Raw genomic sequence first — 17,458 nt, 5'->3', positions numbered from 1 at the left:
AACGTCCCGCCCGCCCCGTGCCATGACCATGCTGTTCGCCGCCGCGGCCCTCTGCGCCGCCACCCCTACGACCGCCTACGCCGCGCCGGACGCCGGGCGCTGCCCGTCGAGGATCGTCACCGACTGGGCCCGCGCCTGGAACGGCACCGACCCACAGGCGCTCGGCGCCCTTTTCACCGCCGACGGCACTTACACCGACGAGGCGGTGGGCATGACCTTCCACGGCCGCGAGGAGATCGCCGGGTGGAAGGCCCGCGCCGACGCCGTCATCGACAACGTCCACGTCACCGTGCACGCCGCCCACCGCGGCGGCGACGGCATCACCGTCGAAGCCATCTACTCGGGCCACATCAAGGGCGCACCCAAGCCCTTCGCCGTGCCGATGACCACCCTCCTCGACCTCGACAAGAACCGTTGCCGGATCACCTCCGACCAGGACCACTACAGCCTCGCCACCGTCCTCAGCCAGTCCGGCCTGCCTGCCGACTGGACCCCGCCCGCCCTCTGACCGGCGACCCTACGGCGTCACCGACCTGAACGCGGAACAGACCGATGCAATCGAGATCGCACAACGCGTCCACAGCCGCTGGGAGATCGCGAACAGGATCCACCATGTCTGAGACACCCCTTACGAGTTGGTGCCTGACAGCGGATATGGATGTTTTCGTCTGCTCGAGGGTGAGGCGCAGGATGGTTGCGGTGCGATCAGAGGCGGGGCGGGCGGTGACGCGGTAGGCGTCGGGCAGGGTCTCGCGGTGATGTGTCCAGCGGATGAGTTGTTTCCAGCGCTGGTGGTCGGCCAGGCCGTGTTCGACGGTGATGCGGTCAGACGAGTACCAGTGGCGGTCGAGTAGGCGTGGACGTCGGGCAATGCAATAGCTCGTCCTCCATCAGACTCCTAGCGAGGGGACCCGCGCCTTTAGGCGTGGGGGGAATCGCTTCTCGGTGTTGCTCTGACCTGGATTTTGTTCATGGGTCTGCATTGTTGATCTCGGTTTCCGGTACCCGCAGCCACTAGATGTGTGCCACGCGTATGGTCGCGGTGGTGACTGTGACTCGGAAGGTCCGCCGGTATTCCGGTGGCGTGTACGACCTGGGACTGCACGTCGTGTGGTGCCCGAAGTACCGCCGGCGGGTCCTGGGTGGCCCGGTCGCTGTCCGGCTGCGTGAGCTGATCGAGGCGAAGGCAGCCGAGAAGGGCTGGGAGATCATTGCCCTTGAGGTGATGCCCGACCACGTCCACCTCTTCGTCAAGCACGAACCGAAGGCGTCCGCGTCCTACGTCGCGAACCAGTTCAAGGGCTTCACCTCCCGGGTGCTCCGCGAGGAGTTCCCGCATTTGAAGTCGCAGATGCCGACCTTGTGGTCGTCGTCGTTCTTCGTGGCCTCGGTCGGCGCGGTGAGCGCGAACACGGTCGAGCAGTACATCAACACCCAGTGGGAACGCCCCTGGACCAACAAGCGGAAGGAGGAGGGCGAGCGTGCACCGCGCGTATAAGTTCCTTCTCCGTCCCACCGTGCGCCAGAGCCGGGCGCTGGGTGAGATGCTGCGGGATCACTGCTCCCTCTACAACGGGGCGTTACAGGAACGTCGGGACGCCTACCGGCACGTCTCGAAGACGAACATCAAGTACGGCAGCCAGTCGGCGCAGCTCAAGGAGATCAGGGCGTTCGATCCGCAGCGGCAGGGCCGGTGGTCGTTCTCCTCGCAGCAGGCCACGCTGCGGCGCCTGGACAAGGCGTTCGCCGCGTTCTTCCGCCGGGTCAAGTCCGGGGACACCCCCGGCTACCCCCGGTTCCGGGGCGTGAACTGGTTCGACACGGTCGAGTTCCCCAAGGACGGCGACGGCTGCCGCTGGGACTCCACCCCGCACGACCCGGTCACCCGCGTCCGTCTCCAAGGCGTCGGACACGTCCGCGTCCACCAGCACCGCCCCGTCAGGGGCCGCGTGAAGACAGTCAGCGTCAAGCGTGAGGGGCGGCAGTGGTACGTCATCCTCGCCTGCGACGAGGTCCCGGCCGAGCCCCTGCCCCAGGCGGGCGCAGTGACCGGAATCGACATGGGCGTGGCCCACTTCCTCACCACGTCCGAGGGCGAGCACATCGCAAACCCGCGTCACCACAAGCGCAACGCCGTAGCCCTGGCCGATGCCCAGCGCGCCCTCAAGGAGTTCCCAAGGCGCAGACGGGACAACCGGTCGGCCCGCCACCGCCGGGCCGTGGAAAAAGTCGCCGCCCTTCACCGCAAGGTCAAGCGGCAGCGCACCGACCACGCACACAAGACCGCCCTCGCCCTGGTCCGCGACTACGACACGATCGCGCACGAGCAGCTTCGCATCGTGAACATGGTCCGCGCCCCAAGGCCCAAGCCCGACCCCGAAATGCTCGGCGGGTTTCTGCCGAACGGTGCCGCCGCGAAGGCCGGCCTGAACAAGAGCATTCACGATGCGGGTTGGGGGGTGTCCCTGGGCATCCTCGCGCACAAGGCTGAAAGCGCCGGTCGCGTACTGATCCCCGTGGACCCCCGCAACACCTCCCGCACATGCCCCCCCATGCGGGCACGTGTCCGGCGAGAACCGCACCACGCAAGAGAAGTTCGAGTGCACCCGTTGCGGCCACACCGCCAACGCCGACCAGGTCGGTGCACTCAACGTCGCTATCAGGGCCGGGCTGGTCCTTCCCGACGTGGCCCAGCCACCGACAGGAGAAGCCCGCACGTTTACGCGTGGGAGGAGTCACTTCCTCTTCGCTGGCGCAGGTCCCGATTCTCCAGTATTCGAACTCGGCAACGAACCCAGTGCTGTTCAGCGTCCCAGGTTGCGTTCAGTCAGCGAGAAGTGCGGACAACTGCGGTGAGTACGTCGAGTGCAGTACGAGGGCGGCACCGCCCACCACGGCGGCGTCCGTGCCGAGGGGGGACGCCTTGACCTCGACGACCCGGATGCTGCGGGACAGTGGTCTGGTTGCCAGCGCCGAGGCGACGACGTCGACGTACCGCGACTCCACGTGCTGGATGCCGTGACCGCCGAGAACGATGAGATCCACGTCGAGGAAGTTGGCGATGCTGACGGCGACCGAGGCGACGCGTTCCGCGGCCTCGTCGATGACGGCGGCGGCGACAGGGTCGCCGGCCGCGGCGGCGAGCCGGATCGCGGCATGGTCGACCGAAGCCGGATCTCGGTCGAATGCTTGCGACAGCTCACTCTCGTCTCGATGCCGGTCGGCAAGTCGGCGATGCACCTCGGCCACGATCGCCGGGGGATTGGCGAGGCGCTCCAGGCAGCCGCGGTTGCCGCAGTAGCATTCCGGCCCGTCGGGCAGCACGGACGAGTGGCCGAATTCTCCGGCGTTCAGCGAACCGCCCCTGAATACCTGGTGGTTGAGGATCAGGCCACCACCGATGCCGGTGCCGAAGAAGAAGTACGCGAAGTTCGCCACGCCCTTGCCTGCGCCGGACCAGCGTTCGCCGACCGCGGCGGCGGTGGCGTCGTTGTCCAGCGTCACGGGCAGTCCGGTGGCGTCGCTCAGCATGCTTTGCATGGGCACCCGGGTCCAGTGCGCGAGCTGAGGCGGAGTGACGATCATGCCGAGATCCTGGTCGATCGGTCCCGGGGTGGCGAGGCCCAGGCCGAGTACCTTGTCGCGCGGGACGTCTGCTTCGTCCAGCACTTCGGCGACCAGCTCCGCCATGGCCGTCACCACGTGGGCCGGGTCGATGCCGGGCGGGGTGGGGCGCTTCTTGACGACCAGGGGGCGTCCGCGCAGGTCGACCACGGAGCAGGTCAGTTGGATCGGGTCGAAGTGCAGTCCGACCGCACTGCCCGCCTCCGCGTTGAGCCGCAGCGTGGTGCGGGGCTTTCCGCCGCTGGCGATCCGGCTGGCCCCGTCCTCCCGGACGATGCCCTCGTCCAGCAGGCGGCGCACGATGCCGGAGACCGTCTGCGGGGTGAGTCCGGTCTGCTGGGCGATCTCCACCCGGCTGATGCCGTCGGTCAGCTGGATCTGGTCCAGGACCACCGCTCGGTTGTACCGCCCCACTTTGGGGAGGTTCGTTCCTGCCTGCCGCACGTACTGGTCCTCTCTGGTTTTCCCCGGATACATACTGCCAGGCCGTTGACTTAGTAAAACAAATGGATTTAGTGTCCCGGCACGCGGTCGTAGCACCCCGGACACGGGGCACCGCGCAGTGCCATCGGAGGCAAGCTGATGTCCACGAAACCCCGCATCCCTGAAGGCTCGGCCCCGAGTGCTCGGCGTGGCCTGAGCAGTGCGGAGGCCTGCCCATGACCGAGGCCCCGAACCTGCTGGATATGCGGTCGATCAACAAGACCTTCCCCGGCGTCAAAGCGCTCGCCGATGTCAACCTGGTCGTCCGCGAGGGCGAGATCCACGCGATCTGCGGGGAGAACGGTGCCGGCAAGTCCACCCTCATGAAGGTGTTGAGCGGCGTTCACCCGCACGGCAGCTACTCGGGCGAGATCGTCTACCGCGGCGAGCAGATGCGGTTCCATGACATCCGGGCCAGTGAACGGGCCGGGATCGTCATCATCCACCAGGAGCTTGCCCTGGTGCCGGGCATGTCGATCGCCGAGAACATCTTCCTCGGCAACGAACCCCGCAGGCGGGGCGGGATCGACTGGAAGGCCTGCCAGAGCCGGGCGCTGGAGCTGATGGCACAGGTCGGGCTCCGGGAGGATCCCGACAGGCTGGTCAAGGACATCGGCGTCGGCAAGCAGCAACTCGTGGAGATCGCCAAGGCGTTCGCGAAGGACGTGAAGCTGCTCATCCTCGACGAGCCGACCGCGGCTCTCAACGAGGACGACTCCCGGCACCTGCTCGACCTGCTGCGCGGCTTCAGGGAGCGGGGCATCACCTCGATCATCATCTCGCACAAGCTCAACGAGATCGAGGCGATCGCCGACAGCATCACGATCCTGCGCGACGGCCGCACCATCGAGACTCTGGACGTCAAGGCGGACGGCGTCAACGAGGACCGCATCGTGCGTGGCATGGTCGGCCGCGAGCTCAGCAGTCGGTTTCCCGACCACACGCCCGACATCGGCGAGGTCTTCTTCGAGGTCCGTGACTGGACAGTGCAGCACCCGAGTTCCGACCAACGGCTGGTGTGCAAGGGGTCGACCTTCCATGTCCGGCGCGGTGAGATCGTCGGTTTCGCCGGCCTCATGGGCGCTGGGCGCACGGAACTCGCGATGAGTCTGTTCGGGCGCTCCTACGGCACCTACCTGTCCGGCCGAGTCTTCAAGGACGGCGAGGAGATCCGGCTGAAGTCGGTGGCGGACGCCATCCGCCACGGCCTCGCCTACGTCAGCGAGGACCGCAAGTCCATCGGCCTCAACTTGCTGGACGACATCAAGACCTCGATGGTGGCTGCCAAACTGTCGAAGATCGCCAGGCGCGGGGTCATCGATCCGGTGCGTGAGTACCGCATCGCCGAGGAATACCGCGCGAGCTTGAGGATCAAGACGCCCAGCGTCGACGAGGGCGTCGTCAAGCTCTCCGGCGGCAACCAGCAGAAGGTCGTCCTGGCGAAGTGGATGTTCACCGACCCGGACCTGCTGATCCTCGACGAGCCGACCCGCGGCATCGACGTGGGTGCCAAGTACGAGATCTACGGGATCATCCAGCGGCTCGTGGGCCAGGGGAAGGGCGTCATCGTCATCTCCTCGGAGCTTCCCGAACTCATCGGGCTGTGCGACCGCATCTACACGGCGTTCGAAGGCACCATCACTGGCGAAGTCCCGCGCCGCGACGCCGACCCCGAAGTGCTGATGAAGCAGATGACCGCGATGAAGAAGAGCCCGACCTCATGAGCCGAATCAAAGACCTGCAGAAGAACCTCTTCGGAGGCACGACCTCCAACGCCCGCCAGTTCGGCATGATCTTCACCCTTGTGGCGATCGTCCTGCTGTTCCAGATCTGGACCGGCGGGCTGACCCTGACCTCCGGCAACCTCATCGCGGTCGTCAGCCAGTACTCCTACATCCTGATTCTCGCCATCGGCATGCTCATGGTGATCGTCGCCGGGCACATCGATCTCTCGGTCGGCTCGGTCGCGGCGTTCACCGGCATCGTGGTCGCCAAGGCGATGGAGGCGTACTCCCTCCCGTGGCCCCTCGGCATCGCACTCGGCCTCCTCGTCGGTGCGTTGATCGGGGCTTGGCAGGGCTTCTGGGTCGCCTACGTGGGCGTGCCGGCGTTCATCGTCACCCTGGCCGGGATGATGCTGTTCCGCGGCGGCAACCAGTACATCGGCAACGCCGACACGGTGCCGGTCCCCGAGAACTTCCGCGAGATCGGAGCGGGTTTCCTGCCCGAGGTCGGGCCGGACACCGGATACAACAACCTGACCCTGCTGCTCGGATTGGCGGCCTGCGCGGGCGTGGCGTGGCGCGAGTGGAAGGCGCAGCAGACCCGCCGCGAAATGCACGCCGACGTGGCTCCACTGTGGATCACGGGCATCCGCCTCACGGTGATGCTGGGAGTGATCGTCTTCGCGACGCTGCGCTTCGCGGGCGGCCGCATCGGCACCAGCCTGCCGATCTCCGGCATCATCCTGATCGTCCTGGTGCTCGTGTACTCGTACTACACCCGCAACACCATCGGCGGCCGGCACATCTACGCCGTCGGCGGCAACGCCCGCGCGGCGGAGCTTTCCGGCGTGAAACTGAGGCGGGTCAACTTCGTCGTCATGATGAACATGTCCGTACTGGCCGCCCTGGCCGGCATGATCTTCGTGGCGCGGTCCGCGGCATCCGGCCCGCAGGATGGCCTGAGCTGGGAACTCGACGCCATCGCGGCAGTCTTCATCGGTGGCGCGGCGGTTTCCGGCGGGCTCGGCACCATCAGCGGCTCGATCGTCGGGGGCCTGGTCATGGCGCTTCTCAACAACGGCCTGCAGTTGGAAGGCGTCGGCTCCGACATGGTCCAGATCATCAAGGGGTTGGTCCTCCTCTTCGCCGTCGCGTTCGACGTCTACAACAAGCGCCAGGGCCGCTTCTCGATCATCGGGTCGCTGATGCGCCCCTTCCGACGGGAGGAACCGGTCGGAACGGCGAACCCGGCTTCCGACTCCGACTCCGACTCCGACAAAACGCTGGTCGCAGGCTGACCGCACCACCTACTCGCGGGCCGGCGCCCGCGGAACACCACTCCCGGCAACAGCAACCTGCACGAAGGGCTCAACTCACCATGCGCACATTCATCACCAGAGGCATCGCCACGGTCGGCGCCGCCACACTGCTCATCATGGGCACGGCTTGCTCCAACGAACGCGAAGGCTCCACCGGTACCGGCAGCAGCGGCGCCAAGGGCTTCGCGCAGGACTCCCTCGTCGGTGTCGCGCTGCCGGCGAAGACCTCGGAGAACTGGGTGCTCGCCGGCGACCTGTTCACCAACGGCCTCAAGGAGGCGGGCTTCAAGGCCGACGTGCAGTACGCGGGTGCCTCGACCACCGTCGCGGACCAGCAGTCGCAGATCTCCGCCATGGTCACCAAGGGGGCCAAGGTGATCGTCGTCGGCGCGACCGACGCCTCGCAGCTCGCCACACAGGTGGCACAGGCCAAGCAGGCCGGCGCGACGGTCATCGCCTACGACCGTCTCATCACCAACACGCCCGACGTCGACTACTACATCGCGTTCGACAACTTCAAGGTCGGCCAGCTGCAGGGGCAGGCTCTCCTCGACGGTATGAAGGCCCAGAAGCCGAAGGGCCCGTGGACGATCGAGCTGTTCTCCGGCTCGCCGGACGACAACAACTCGAAGGTCTTCTTCGACGGCGCGATGGATGTCCTCAAGCCTATGATCGACAAGGGTGACATCGTTGTCGGGTCCGGTCAGAAGGACATCAAGCAGACCGCGATCCAGGGCTGGAAGGCCGAGAACGCCCAGCAGCGCATGGACTCCCTGCTGACCTCGACCTACAACGGCGCCAAGAAGCTCGACGGCGTCCTGTCGCCGAACGACACCCTCGCCCGCGCGATCCTCACCTCAGTGAAAGGCGCCGGCAAGCCGGTCCCGGTCGTCACCGGTCAGGACTCCGAAGTCGAGTCGGTGAAGTCGATCATGGCCGGCGCGCAGTACTCCACCATCAACAAGGACACGCGAAAGCTCGTCGCCGAGACCATCAACATGGTCAAGTCCCTGCAGAAGGGCGACAAGCCGCAGATCAACGACACCAAGTCGTACAGCAACGGCTCCAAGGTCGTCCCTGCTTACCTCCTCCCGCCGGTCATCGTGACCAAGGAGAACGCGGCCGAGGCCTATGCCAACGACCCCAAGCTGTCCCCGCTCACCAAGTAACCCAGTGACTGCTACGTCGCGCGCCCCGGGGCGCGCGACGTAGCGGGATGGCACGTGGTCAGGCCTGCAGGAAGTCCCGAGAGATGGAATGGACGGTCTCGTGTACGGAGCACTCGACATCGGTGGTACCAAGATCGCCGGTGGGCTCGTCGACACCGACGGCCACCTGGTGGCCCGGTCGCAGTGCGCCACGCCGGCCCACGGCACGGCCGAGGAGATGATGGCCGCGGTCGCGGCGGTCCTGGACGACCTGGCCGTTCACCCGGGGTGGAAGTCGCTCTCCTGCCTGGGCATCGGCAGCGCGGGCCCGGTCGACACCGTGGCCGGGACGGTCAGCCCGGTCAATATTCCGGCCTGGCGCGCCTTCCCACTGGTCGACCGGGTACGCGCGCATCCCCGCGTCCCACGCGGCGTCGAGCCCGTTGTTGTGGGAGACGCGGTCGCGATGGCCGCAGGTGAGCATTGGAAGGGCGCCGCCAGGGGAGTGGACAACGCCCTGGGCATGGTGGTCTCCACCGGCATCGGCGGCGGCTTGATCCTCAACGGGGCGTTGTATGCCGGCCTGTCGGGCAACGCCGGGCACATCGGCCACATCACTGTCGACCACATCGGAGGGCCCGAGTGCCCGTGCGGGGCGCGCGGCTGTGTGGAGCGGTTCGCCAGCGGCACCGCCATCGCCGCCCATGCTGTGGAATCCGGCTGGGTGCCGCCCGCCGGTGTCGAACCGACGGCCGCAGCGGTTGCGGACGCCGCCCGCACCGGGGATCCGCGAGCCGCTGCGGCGTATGACCGTGCCGGACGAGCCCTTGCCGCCGCGATTGCGGCCACAGCGGCCCTCGTTGAACTCGACCTCGTCGTCGTCGGCGGTGGTGTCGCCCAGGCCGGCACCACACTGCTTGCGCCCCTGCGGCGCCACCTCGCCGATTACGCCGTCCTCGACTTCACCCGCAACCTGCCCGTCGTGCCCGCCAAGCTCGCGACGGACGCCGGACTCATCGGAGCGGCCGCCGTAGCCGGACTGTCGCACTCGGGGCGCGGAATGCCCCGGCTGCCCGTTGTCCACCCGTAACGTGCTGGCGTCGGCAGCGGCTGAGCGGACCGGTCGGGACCTCGACCGCCGTCTTGCGCGCGACGACATCCCTTACATTCAGCCCGCTGCCGAAGGAGCATTCTGGGTATCCGGGCCTCTCCGTACGGAGACTGTGGGACCTGCTGCCACAGCGCAGGACCCCATCGCCATGGTGATCGAACGCCTGCCGGCTGGCCGCGGCCCCGCATTCGTCGGAACGCCAGAAGAGCTCGCAGCCCACAAGGCCACAACGCGGAAGTCGCAGACTCAACGAGGTTAATTGACAAGCTGTGTCCGACATTGACGCTGAGGCGGAGGTGGTCGACCGCCGGGTTGTCCAGGGGCCTCGACCAGTTCCTCCCGCGCGATCACCCGCCGGTACAACTCGATCTCGCCCGCCTCCAACACCTCAGCCAACCGGGCGACTTCCTCCCGCAAGCCTGCTCGACTCGCCAGTGCCGGCCAACTGGAAGTACTCGTAGTTGCCGGTTGACGCAGGCGTTGCGGACCGTTGAGGGGTGTGACCGCGCTGCGCAGCCTCGTGGTGGAGAGTCGCAAGGTTCTGCGTGCCGTGCGCCGCCGCCGAGGGCCGTGGCGGCGGCGGTCCACGTCGCCTCGGGGAGGAGGCCGGCCAAGTCCTGGCTCAGCTGCCCGGCCCGATCGCGGGGCATGAGGCCAGGGCGAGGGCGGCGATCCGCAGCTGGGTCTCCCACGCCTCCTGGTCGAGTCCCAGCGTGTACTCGATGCAGCACGCACATTGCGGGATCAGCGCCACGAACGCATGCTCTGCCGCGGTCTCGACCTCCATGTCCCACCCGTCGTCCGATGCCAGTTCGGCGAGAGCTATCTTCCCGGCGGCGAACCTCATGGCCAGCCTGCGCAGCGCGTAACGCTGGGCCAGGTTGTGATCGGGCAACGCTGTGCTGGCGGCACGTACTCCCGGATTCGCCGTGAGGGGTTGGCTCAGCGGTGAGGCGGGCTGGTCGGCCGGGTCAAGGGGCTGGCGTACGGGCGTCTTCGAGGCCTTGGCCGCAACGAGGCTGCAGTGACTGGTAGGCCGGTCGGGCGGCATTCGCAAATCGGGCGACGATGACCGGGGCGTTCCTCGGTGTCCGTCCTAGTCTGCTTGTCGATTCTTGACGGCTGGAGCGAAACGGAAAGGCGATCGATGAGCGGTGGCGTGGCAGAGGCGGAGAGTGCCAGGAAGACCCCGAAGAGTGTCATCCGTCGTTTCAGTGAGGAGGTGGTCAACAAGGGAAATTTCGACGTGCTGGCCGAGCTCGTCCATGAAGACGTGAAGTTCAACAGCACCGTGGCAGGTGCAGCACCGGGAATCGACGGCGTACGGGAAATCTTCTCGGCGTTGCACAAAGGGTTCTCCAATGCCGCTTGCGCCATCGAGGAACTCGTCGCCGAGGGCGAGACGGTCGCTGAGCGTTTCACCTTCACCGGCACCCACAGCGGTGAATTCCACGGAGTACGCGCGACCGGGAAACGGGTGTCCATGAGCGGCATGGCCATGTTCCGTGTCGTGGACGGCAAGATCGCCGCGCGGTGGGGACTTGAGGACCAACTCGGGCTGCTGCGCCAGCTCGGTGCCCTTCGCCTGGGTTGACTCCGGAGGCGGCGCCGAGTCAGAAGTAGGGTGTTCGCCTGCGCCGGAGGGGGGGCGCCCCGGCGCCACTATGCCGGCGGGGCAGCCTGATGAAAGCGTGTGCACATGCCTTGTGGCGGACGGACCGGTGAAGTCGCCGACGGATCTGACGTCGCAACCGTCCGGGTGGACCTGACCTGGGATCAATTTCGTGCCGAACCGCTGACCGAAGGTGCTTGCCTGGCTGGCATGGAGCCTGAATTCGCTTGCGCGACAGGGGGAACGCCTGTGTGTCCAACCTGTCGGGCAAGCCGGTCTACACCTACCACGGCTACCTCGACCCCGTTGTCAATTCACTCGTCTCCGCGCCGGCGTCGACTTCTGCGAGCGCCGGGCGTGGGGAGACGGGTGGTACGTGCGCCGTCGGCGGAGAGCGAGAGGCGCCAGGAGCGGCCCTCGGTGGCGTGGAAGTCGACGGCAGCGGGCTTGTGCGGCCAGGCGGTTGTCCACGCGCAGCAAGTGGACAGGAACTCCTCTACACCGTCGAGTGCCGCCTCCTCCGGCAGCGGCTGCAGGGCGCCCAGGGTGATCTGGGCATCGTAGGTGTGCACCGCGATCTCCTGGAGTGGGTGCCGGGCGACGGCACCAGAGGTCTGCGGCGACTCCGACGGACCCCACCACGTCCAACGACCGCGATCCGGGCCGGCCTCGCGCAGTGCGCTCAGCAGCTGCTTCGTCGACTCGGCCGACCAGGCCAGCAGGGCCTCGCGCTCCCGGGGCACAGCCGGGCGCCCTCCGGCGCGGTCTCGGCCGGGGGGAGCGTCAGCAAGCCCTGTGGCGACGGTGGCGGCCCAGAAGCGGTGCACCCCGCCCAGATGTTGCACCAGATCGAACAACGTCCACTCGGGGCAGGTCGGCACCCGCACGTCGAGGCTGGGCGCGGAGGCGACCGCGGCCCGGAACGCGACCGACCGTTCGTCGAACAGCCGCAGCAGAACGGAGAACTCCAGAGTCATTTCCGCACCGGCTGTCTATCACCGTGCTCCGCCAACCGGCACGCGACTTTCGCTGCCAGCACAGCGGGCACAGCGGGCGCGTGACACGGGCCGGGGGCGTCCTCGGATGACGCGGTGGCCTCATGGCACGTCCACGGGACGTCGCCCGGGCCGAGGTCGAGGTCGGTGGCGTCGAGGGCCCGCAGCTAGCGTGCCAGGTGCCGCAAACGTCAACGTACCGCCGGATCAACCGGCGATGCTTCGCAGCCGCGCGCCTCGGCTGCACCGGGCCGGGATCACGCCCCGTCGCAGCCGAGGCGCGCGGAGACCAGTTGGCGCACCTGAGCCTCCTGCTCGTCCAGATAGAAGTGCCCGCCGGGCAACACGCGCAGCTCGAAGCCACCCCGCGTGTGCCTGGCCCAGGCCTCCGCCTCCTCGAGCGTGGTCCAGCGGTCGTTGTCTCCGATGATCGTCAGGATGGGCGTGCGCAGCGCGAGGCCCGGTGGGCAGCGGTACGTCTCGATCGCCCGCAGATCGCTGCGGACGGTCGGGAGAATCATGGCCCTCGCCCGGGGATCTTCCATCAGACGGCTGTTGGTGGCGCTCAGCTCGGCAATGTGCGTGGTCAGATCGGCGTCGCCGAGCTGGTGTACCAGCACGGCGCGGTGTCGGGACGGGGCCCGACGAGCCGATGCAACCAGCAGCTCGGGGCCGGCGTCGCTTTCGGCCTCCAGCCGACGGGCCACCTCGAATGCGAGGGTGGCGCCCATGCTGTGTCCGAACAGCGCGTACCGGCTGTCGCCGACCGCGGCCCGCAGCGGCGGCAGCACCTGCTTGGCCAGCTCCGGGAGGTCCTCGAGGCGCGGTTCGGCAAGCCGGTCTTGCCGGCCCGGATACTGGACGGCGAGCATCTCCACGTCCGGGTGGAACGCCGCCGCCCAGGGGTGGAAGACCACCGCCGAGCCCCCGGCGTGCGGGAAACAGACCAGCCGCACCGAGGCGTTCGGCCGTGGCCGGTAGCGCCGGATCCAGGCGGCAATACTGCGGTCGCGGTGCACGGCGGAACATCCTCCTGGGTGAGGGTGGTGCGCAATGGGGTACGGAACCGCAGCGCGGGCTGGTGGCGGGCGCGGCGCTCAGGCTACCGTCCAGCGGCGGGGCGGCCACGGGCGGCCCTGTTTCTGGCCGTACCGGTATCCCGCTCCACCGCGCTGGGACGCGACGGCGGTGTGCGGGGGCGTCCCAGGCGGCTCCACCACGGCGGGGGTGCCGACAGCTCCAGTTGGTACTGCTTGGCGAAGACCTCGTGGTCGCGCATTGCCTGGTTAGCGGCCAGCCTTCGCTCGTCCACGGGCTGCCCGACATCGGCGCTCGCAAGGGATACGTCGGCAGGCACGGTCTTCCACTCGGATCACGGGGCGTCGAGAACTCCATGATCTTGGAAGGGCACGTCATCCGCCTGCGGCGTCCTCGGCCTCCCAGCGCAGCAGGTCGCCCGGCTGGCACTTGAGCACCTCGCAGAGTGCGGCGAGCGTCGCGAAGCGCACCGCCTTGGCGCGGCCGTTCTTGAGTACCGCCAGGTTGGCGGGCGTGATTCCTACGCGGTCCGCGAGTTCGCCCACGGACATCTTCCGCCTGGCCAGCATCACGTCGATGTCGACGGCGATCGGCATCAGATCACCTCGTCCAACTCGGCCTGCATCTGCGCCGCTTCGACGTCGCGCGTGACGGCCTGGGCGAGCAGCATCCGCAGCACGAGCACGATGAGCGCGACCCCCAGGATGGCCACGCCAACCCCGCCCATGATGACGGTGACGCCCGGGTCGTCCCGCTGGCCCGGCGCATTGATGACCGTGACCGCGAACCACACGAGGGCAGCCGCCACGATCGCGCCGATCACGCCGTCCACATACCGGAAGGCGGCGTGGGAGAACACGGTTCCGCGTCGCACCATCGTCACCAGCCGCCATACGCAGACCAGGGCGACCTGGACCGACGCCATGCCCAGGATCGTGATCACGCGCAGCGGGGTCAGCGGGAGCGACCCGTCCTCCGGGTCGGTGGCCAACGCCCACACCATCAATGCCTGTACGAACACGGTGCCGGCGAGCACCACCACGAGCACGGCGCGCAGCGCACTCACTGTCAGCTTTCCCATGGCCCATCCTTCCCTCGAGTTGCGATGGGAATCTATCGAAATTCGATAGGTGAAACAAGGGCTGGGACGGCGGGTGGGCAGCAGTTTCGCACCGTGGCGGGACGCCGCCGCCTCGCATGGCATGGCGCTTGCGCGAACGGTCTTGATCGTGACGCCGGCCTCGGTCCACGCGGTGAACCGACGATGTGCCGTCGCGGGGGACGTGTTGAATGTCGGCGGCAGGTGCCGCCAAGCGCGTCCGCTGGTCAGCACGTACATCACCGCCGTGAAGACAGCCCTCTCATCGCACGGAGCGGTCCCGCCACCCTGCGGACGAGCGGTGAAGGACGGCGGCAACGGGGCGGCCAGTTCCCAGAGTTCATTAGGAACCAGACGCTTCGACAGATCAGCACCCACGACCCGCATCATGCCGCACGGGCATCACGCCACGTGAGACAACCTCTAACCGGACAGGCACATCCGATCAACTGACCAACCCTTCAAAGACACGCGCTAGGCCATGTCTCCCCGATCATGAGCGGACCATGATGGCGGCGAAAGTGACCGCTGCCTGGGAGGAGTGAGCGAGGTGTGGCTGGCCGTCAGATGCTGTGATTGCCGGTTGTGAGTTCGGGTTGTGGGCTTTGCCGTAGGAGGCGGTCGCCGATGGCGTGGACGACGGCGAGGCCGATGACGAGGATGGCGATGCCTGCGAGGATTTCGAAGCCGCGGTGTTCGGCTTCGACGGCGACCTGGCCGGGGGAGGCGAGTGCGAGGACGAGGGCGAAGGTGTAGAGGCCGTACATGAGCCAGTACTTGTCGGCCTGAGTGAGAGCGGCGATGAACGCGGCGGTGGCGATGGCCGAGGTGACCCAGACGGACGGGGCGAGGATCGCCACGGGCAGGGCGCCGGCGATACCGACCGCGGTGCCGATGGCCTTGCCTTTGATCCGGTCGCGTTTTCCTGTGACGATGTACAGCGCGAGGATGAGGATCGGCTCCGGCACCCAGTAGGGCTCGGTCCACCCGAGCCCGACGCCGAGTGCGGCTCCGGCACCGAGTGCGGCGCCGAACACGAGCGCCACCACGGCGGCCACCTTGACGGGCAGGCGGTCGCCTTCGATGACGGGGGCGGTGCCGAAGCGGTGGGCGATCACGATGCCGTAGCCCACACCGAGGGCGGCCATGATGCCGGAGATCAGCGCGTCGGTGCCGGACGGCGTCGGTGCCGCGAATGTGGCAGCGAAGGCGAGCATCAGCAGCGGCGGGAGCCAGCCGAAGCCGATCCCCGCCCCCACGACGGCACCGGTCACCGCGAGGAGCGCCACCCACCACCAGTCGTAGGCGGTGAACGAGCCCAGGCCGACCGCGACCCCCGCCGCGGGGGCGAGGTACAGCATGCGACGGGTTCCGCCGAGCTTCGCCCCGACGACGCCGAGGAGCAGTCCGAGGAACACGGCCCGGGCACCCAGTTGCCCGGCGACGATCCCGGCCACCGCGACCGGCAGCACGATCGCCACCGCGACGGCGCCGAGAATGTGCAGCCACCTGCGGGCGCCCGACTGCTTGGCCGGGCCCGCTGCCGCGTCCGGCTTACCGCCGTTCGCAACGTCCCCTTGCTCAGCCTCGCCCACCGCACGACCCTTCTCGCGTCCGGGGCCGGGGCCGGTTCACTCGCCTGCCCGGCTCTGCGGTCACCCTACGCAACAGGGCGTCCCAGGCCGGCGAACGCCACTGATGCATCCGGGTGCTGGCAGGTCGCGGTCAGCGCGGTCGCAGATCGTTCATCAGGGACTCCTTGTCTGCACAGCATCTATCGTTTCGGGTGCCACGTGCCCTGCCCCGAGCCACGCCTCTCCGATCATGTGACTCGTTAGCTTGATATGACTGGTCGTGGGGATCTGACCGACGGTGAGTGGAAGCGGCTGGAGCCGCTCCTGCCGGTGAGTAACAGACGTTGTGGCAGATGGCGGGACCACCGGCAGGTGATCAACGGGGTCCTGCACCGGGTGCGGACCGGCGTGCAGTGGCGTGACCTTCCCGAGCGGTTCGGCCCGTGGAAGACCGTCCATAAGCGACACCTGCAGTGGTCGGCCGACGGAACCTGGGAACGACTTCTCCAGCAGGTCCAGGCCGTCGCGGACGCCAAGAGCACCATCGACTGGGCCATCTCGGTCGATTCCACGGTGATGCGCGCCCACCAGCACGCAGCCGGGGCCCGCACAGCCCCTCCGCCGGCGTCCTCAAAGGGGGCGGCAGTGGCGGAACACCAGATCGATCCGGCGTGGACGGGCCTGGCCGGCCACCTGGCGGAGGTGGTGCGGCAGGCGAGGCCCTGGGCCGCTCCCGCGGCGGGTTCACCACCAAGGTCCACCTGAGTGCCGACGGCAGGTGCCGCCCGCTGTCCCTGCTGGTCACACCCGGGCAGCGGGCTGACTGCACCCAGTTCGAGCCGGTCATGGACAAGATCCGCGTCCACAGGATCGGCACCGGGCGCCCGCGCACCCGACCCGACAGCGTGAGCGCCGATAAGGCGTACAGCAACCGGCGAACGCGGGCCTACCTGCGGAAACGGGGCATCCGGCATGTGATCCCGGAGAAGGCCGACCAGGCAGCAAACCGCGTCAAGCTCGGCTCGCGCGGAGGCCGCCCTCCCGGCTTCGACAAGGAGCGATACAAGAAACGCAACGTCGTCGAGCGGGCGATCAACAAGCTCAAAGGCTTCCGCGCCGTGGCTACCCGCTATGACAAACGCGGTCACGTCTTCCTTGGCACCGTCACCTTCGCAGCCATCATCATCTGGCTCCGCTCATGATCGGGGAGACATGGCCTAGTCCGGTGTGGGCTTTCGGGAGGCGGTGAGAATCTCGCTGACGTCCCGTGGCTCCGCTAGGTAGGGCTCGGCGGCGTCCTGGGCCTCCGGAGGCCGGCGACCCCACTGGGGGGTCGACTCCGCGCCCGCGCGCCGCTTGAACGTCGACGAACCGATCAGTCCGTCGTTGACGTACATACCGCGCCAGAAGACGGCGCTCCGGTCCCGTGTGGTGAACTTGGCCTCCAGGCGGCTCTCGGAGCCGATGCTGAGACTGCCGCGCACCCGGCTGAGATCATGGCTGTTGTGGTCATGGAGATTCCCTTCGATCCCGGTCACCGCCGCTGTCTCGTGTCAGTGACTCCGGTGGTGCAGGGTACGGCCGGTAGTTGGGAAAAGAACATCCAGCACTCGAAAGAGGCCCTGACGACACAGCGGCGTCGACGGCTACTTGATCACCCGCGCCCGTCCTGGGGCTCCTTCGGCACCACACTGCGCTGGGCCACTGCCCGGTCCGTCAGTCCTGCAGGGG

General features: G+C 67.9%; 17 protein-coding genes and 2 pseudogenes. 10 read left to right on the top strand and 9 right to left on the bottom strand.

Annotation, left to right across the window (positions count from 1 at the left end; genetic code table 11):
• Positions 1-22 precede the first annotated feature (22 nt).
• From OG905_RS01435 to OG905_RS01425, 3 genes and pseudogenes are all read left to right on the top strand, one after another.
• A complete protein-coding gene (locus OG905_RS01435; RefSeq protein ID WP_328665721.1) occupies positions 23-508 on the top strand; it encodes a nuclear transport factor 2 family protein in 486 nt (161 codons plus the stop codon).
• 525 nt (positions 509-1,033) lie between these two features.
• The gene (gene tnpA / locus OG905_RS01430) at positions 1,034-1,498 is read left to right on the top strand and encodes an IS200/IS605 family transposase (RefSeq protein WP_328681976.1); all 465 of its coding nucleotides are present in this window, start codon (positions 1,034-1,036) and stop codon (positions 1,496-1,498) included.
• Positions 1,482-2,691 (top strand): annotated as a pseudogene (locus OG905_RS01425) (RNA-guided endonuclease InsQ/TnpB family protein); the annotation flags it as partial. The gene tnpA and the pseudogene OG905_RS01425, both read left to right, overlap by 17 nt.
• Before the next feature lie 132 nt (positions 2,692-2,823).
• Here OG905_RS01425 and OG905_RS01420 read toward each other — a convergent pair.
• Positions 2,824-4,038: an ROK family transcriptional regulator gene (locus OG905_RS01420; protein ID WP_328665720.1), complete on the bottom strand. Its 1,215-nt coding sequence runs from the start codon at positions 4,036-4,038 to the stop codon at positions 2,824-2,826.
• Positions 4,039-4,283: 245 nt separating this feature from the next.
• Here OG905_RS01420 and mmsA point away from each other — a divergent pair, with 245 nt between their 5' ends.
• The 5 genes from mmsA (at position 4,284) to OG905_RS01395 (ending at position 9,668) form a co-directional block, all read left to right on the top strand.
• Positions 4,284-5,831, top strand: coding sequence for a multiple monosaccharide ABC transporter ATP-binding protein (mmsA, locus tag OG905_RS01415; RefSeq protein WP_328665718.1), 1,548 nt, complete (start codon positions 4,284-4,286; stop codon positions 5,829-5,831).
• Complete coding sequence (gene mmsB / locus OG905_RS01410; protein WP_328665715.1) at positions 5,828-7,129, top strand: multiple monosaccharide ABC transporter permease; 1,302 nt, start codon at positions 5,828-5,830, stop codon at positions 7,127-7,129. The genes mmsA and mmsB overlap by 4 nt, the downstream gene beginning before the upstream one ends.
• Positions 7,130-7,209: 80 nt before the next feature.
• Positions 7,210-8,319, top strand: coding sequence for a sugar-binding protein (locus tag OG905_RS01405; RefSeq protein WP_328665713.1), 1,110 nt, complete (start codon positions 7,210-7,212; stop codon positions 8,317-8,319).
• An 88-nt stretch (positions 8,320-8,407) separates the two neighbouring features.
• Positions 8,408-9,388, top strand: coding sequence for an ROK family protein (locus OG905_RS01400; protein WP_328665712.1), 981 nt, complete (start codon positions 8,408-8,410; stop codon positions 9,386-9,388).
• Between the two features lies 1 nt (position 9,389).
• The gene (locus OG905_RS01395) at positions 9,390-9,668 is read left to right on the top strand and encodes a DUF6193 family natural product biosynthesis protein (RefSeq protein WP_328681974.1); all 279 of its coding nucleotides are present in this window, start codon (positions 9,390-9,392) and stop codon (positions 9,666-9,668) included.
• A gap of 363 nt (positions 9,669-10,031) precedes the next feature.
• Here the strand turns inward: OG905_RS01395 and OG905_RS01390 are convergent, their stop codons facing one another.
• On the bottom strand, positions 10,032-10,304 hold the full coding sequence (locus tag OG905_RS01390; protein WP_328665711.1) for a hypothetical protein: 273 nt from the start codon (positions 10,302-10,304) through the stop codon (positions 10,032-10,034).
• Positions 10,305-10,514: 210 nt separating this feature from the next.
• Between OG905_RS01390 and OG905_RS01385 the strand changes: the two genes are divergently transcribed.
• The gene (locus tag OG905_RS01385) at positions 10,515-11,003 is read left to right on the top strand and encodes an ester cyclase (protein WP_328665710.1); all 489 of its coding nucleotides are present in this window, start codon (positions 10,515-10,517) and stop codon (positions 11,001-11,003) included.
• Between the two features lie 332 nt (positions 11,004-11,335).
• On the opposite strand, the gene OG905_RS01380 is transcribed toward OG905_RS01385, so the two are convergent.
• The 6 genes and pseudogenes from OG905_RS01380 to OG905_RS01360 form a co-directional block, all read right to left on the bottom strand.
• A complete protein-coding gene (locus tag OG905_RS01380) occupies positions 11,336-11,998 on the bottom strand; it encodes a maleylpyruvate isomerase family mycothiol-dependent enzyme (protein WP_328665709.1) in 663 nt (220 codons plus the stop codon).
• 275 nt (positions 11,999-12,273) lie between these two features.
• On the bottom strand, positions 12,274-13,035 hold the full coding sequence (locus OG905_RS01375) for a thioesterase II family protein (protein WP_328665708.1): 762 nt from the start codon (positions 13,033-13,035) through the stop codon (positions 12,274-12,276).
• A gap of 393 nt (positions 13,036-13,428) precedes the next feature.
• Positions 13,429-13,650 carry a helix-turn-helix domain-containing protein gene (locus tag OG905_RS01370; RefSeq protein WP_010981499.1) on the bottom strand — a complete coding sequence of 74 codons (222 nt, stop codon included), beginning with the start codon at positions 13,648-13,650 and terminating at the stop codon, positions 13,429-13,431.
• Complete coding sequence (locus tag OG905_RS01365; RefSeq protein WP_328665686.1) at positions 13,650-14,135, bottom strand: DUF2975 domain-containing protein; 486 nt, start codon at positions 14,133-14,135, stop codon at positions 13,650-13,652. The genes OG905_RS01370 and OG905_RS01365 overlap by 1 nt, the downstream gene beginning before the upstream one ends.
• Positions 14,136-14,294: 159 nt before the next feature.
• A pseudogene (locus OG905_RS38985) lies at positions 14,295-14,540 on the bottom strand (transposase); the annotation flags it as partial.
• Between the two features lie 176 nt (positions 14,541-14,716).
• Positions 14,717-15,748: an FUSC family protein gene (locus tag OG905_RS01360; protein WP_328665683.1), complete on the bottom strand. Its 1,032-nt coding sequence runs from the start codon at positions 15,746-15,748 to the stop codon at positions 14,717-14,719.
• A 249-nt stretch (positions 15,749-15,997) separates the two neighbouring features.
• Between OG905_RS01360 and OG905_RS01355 the strand changes: the two genes are divergently transcribed.
• Positions 15,998-16,929, top strand: a protein-coding gene (locus tag OG905_RS01355; protein WP_443043875.1) for an IS5 family transposase whose coding sequence is annotated in 2 segments (ribosomal slippage) — positions 15,998-16,433 and positions 16,433-16,929 — 933 coding nt in all. Because the reading frame shifts where the segments join, the coding sequence is not laid out codon by codon here.
• Between the two features lie 15 nt (positions 16,930-16,944).
• Here OG905_RS01355 and OG905_RS01350 read toward each other — a convergent pair.
• Positions 16,945-17,265, bottom strand: a complete 321-nt coding sequence (locus OG905_RS01350; protein ID WP_328665680.1) for a hypothetical protein — start codon at positions 17,263-17,265, stop codon at positions 16,945-16,947.
• Positions 17,266-17,458 lie beyond the last annotated feature (193 nt).

The organism is Streptomyces sp. NBC_00322 (assembly GCF_036147535.1).
GTDB lineage: Bacteria > Actinomycetota > Actinomycetes > Streptomycetales > Streptomycetaceae > Streptomyces.
The sequence above is the reverse complement of the archived record's forward strand: the minus strand, read 5'-3'. Positions and strand labels throughout refer to the sequence as shown.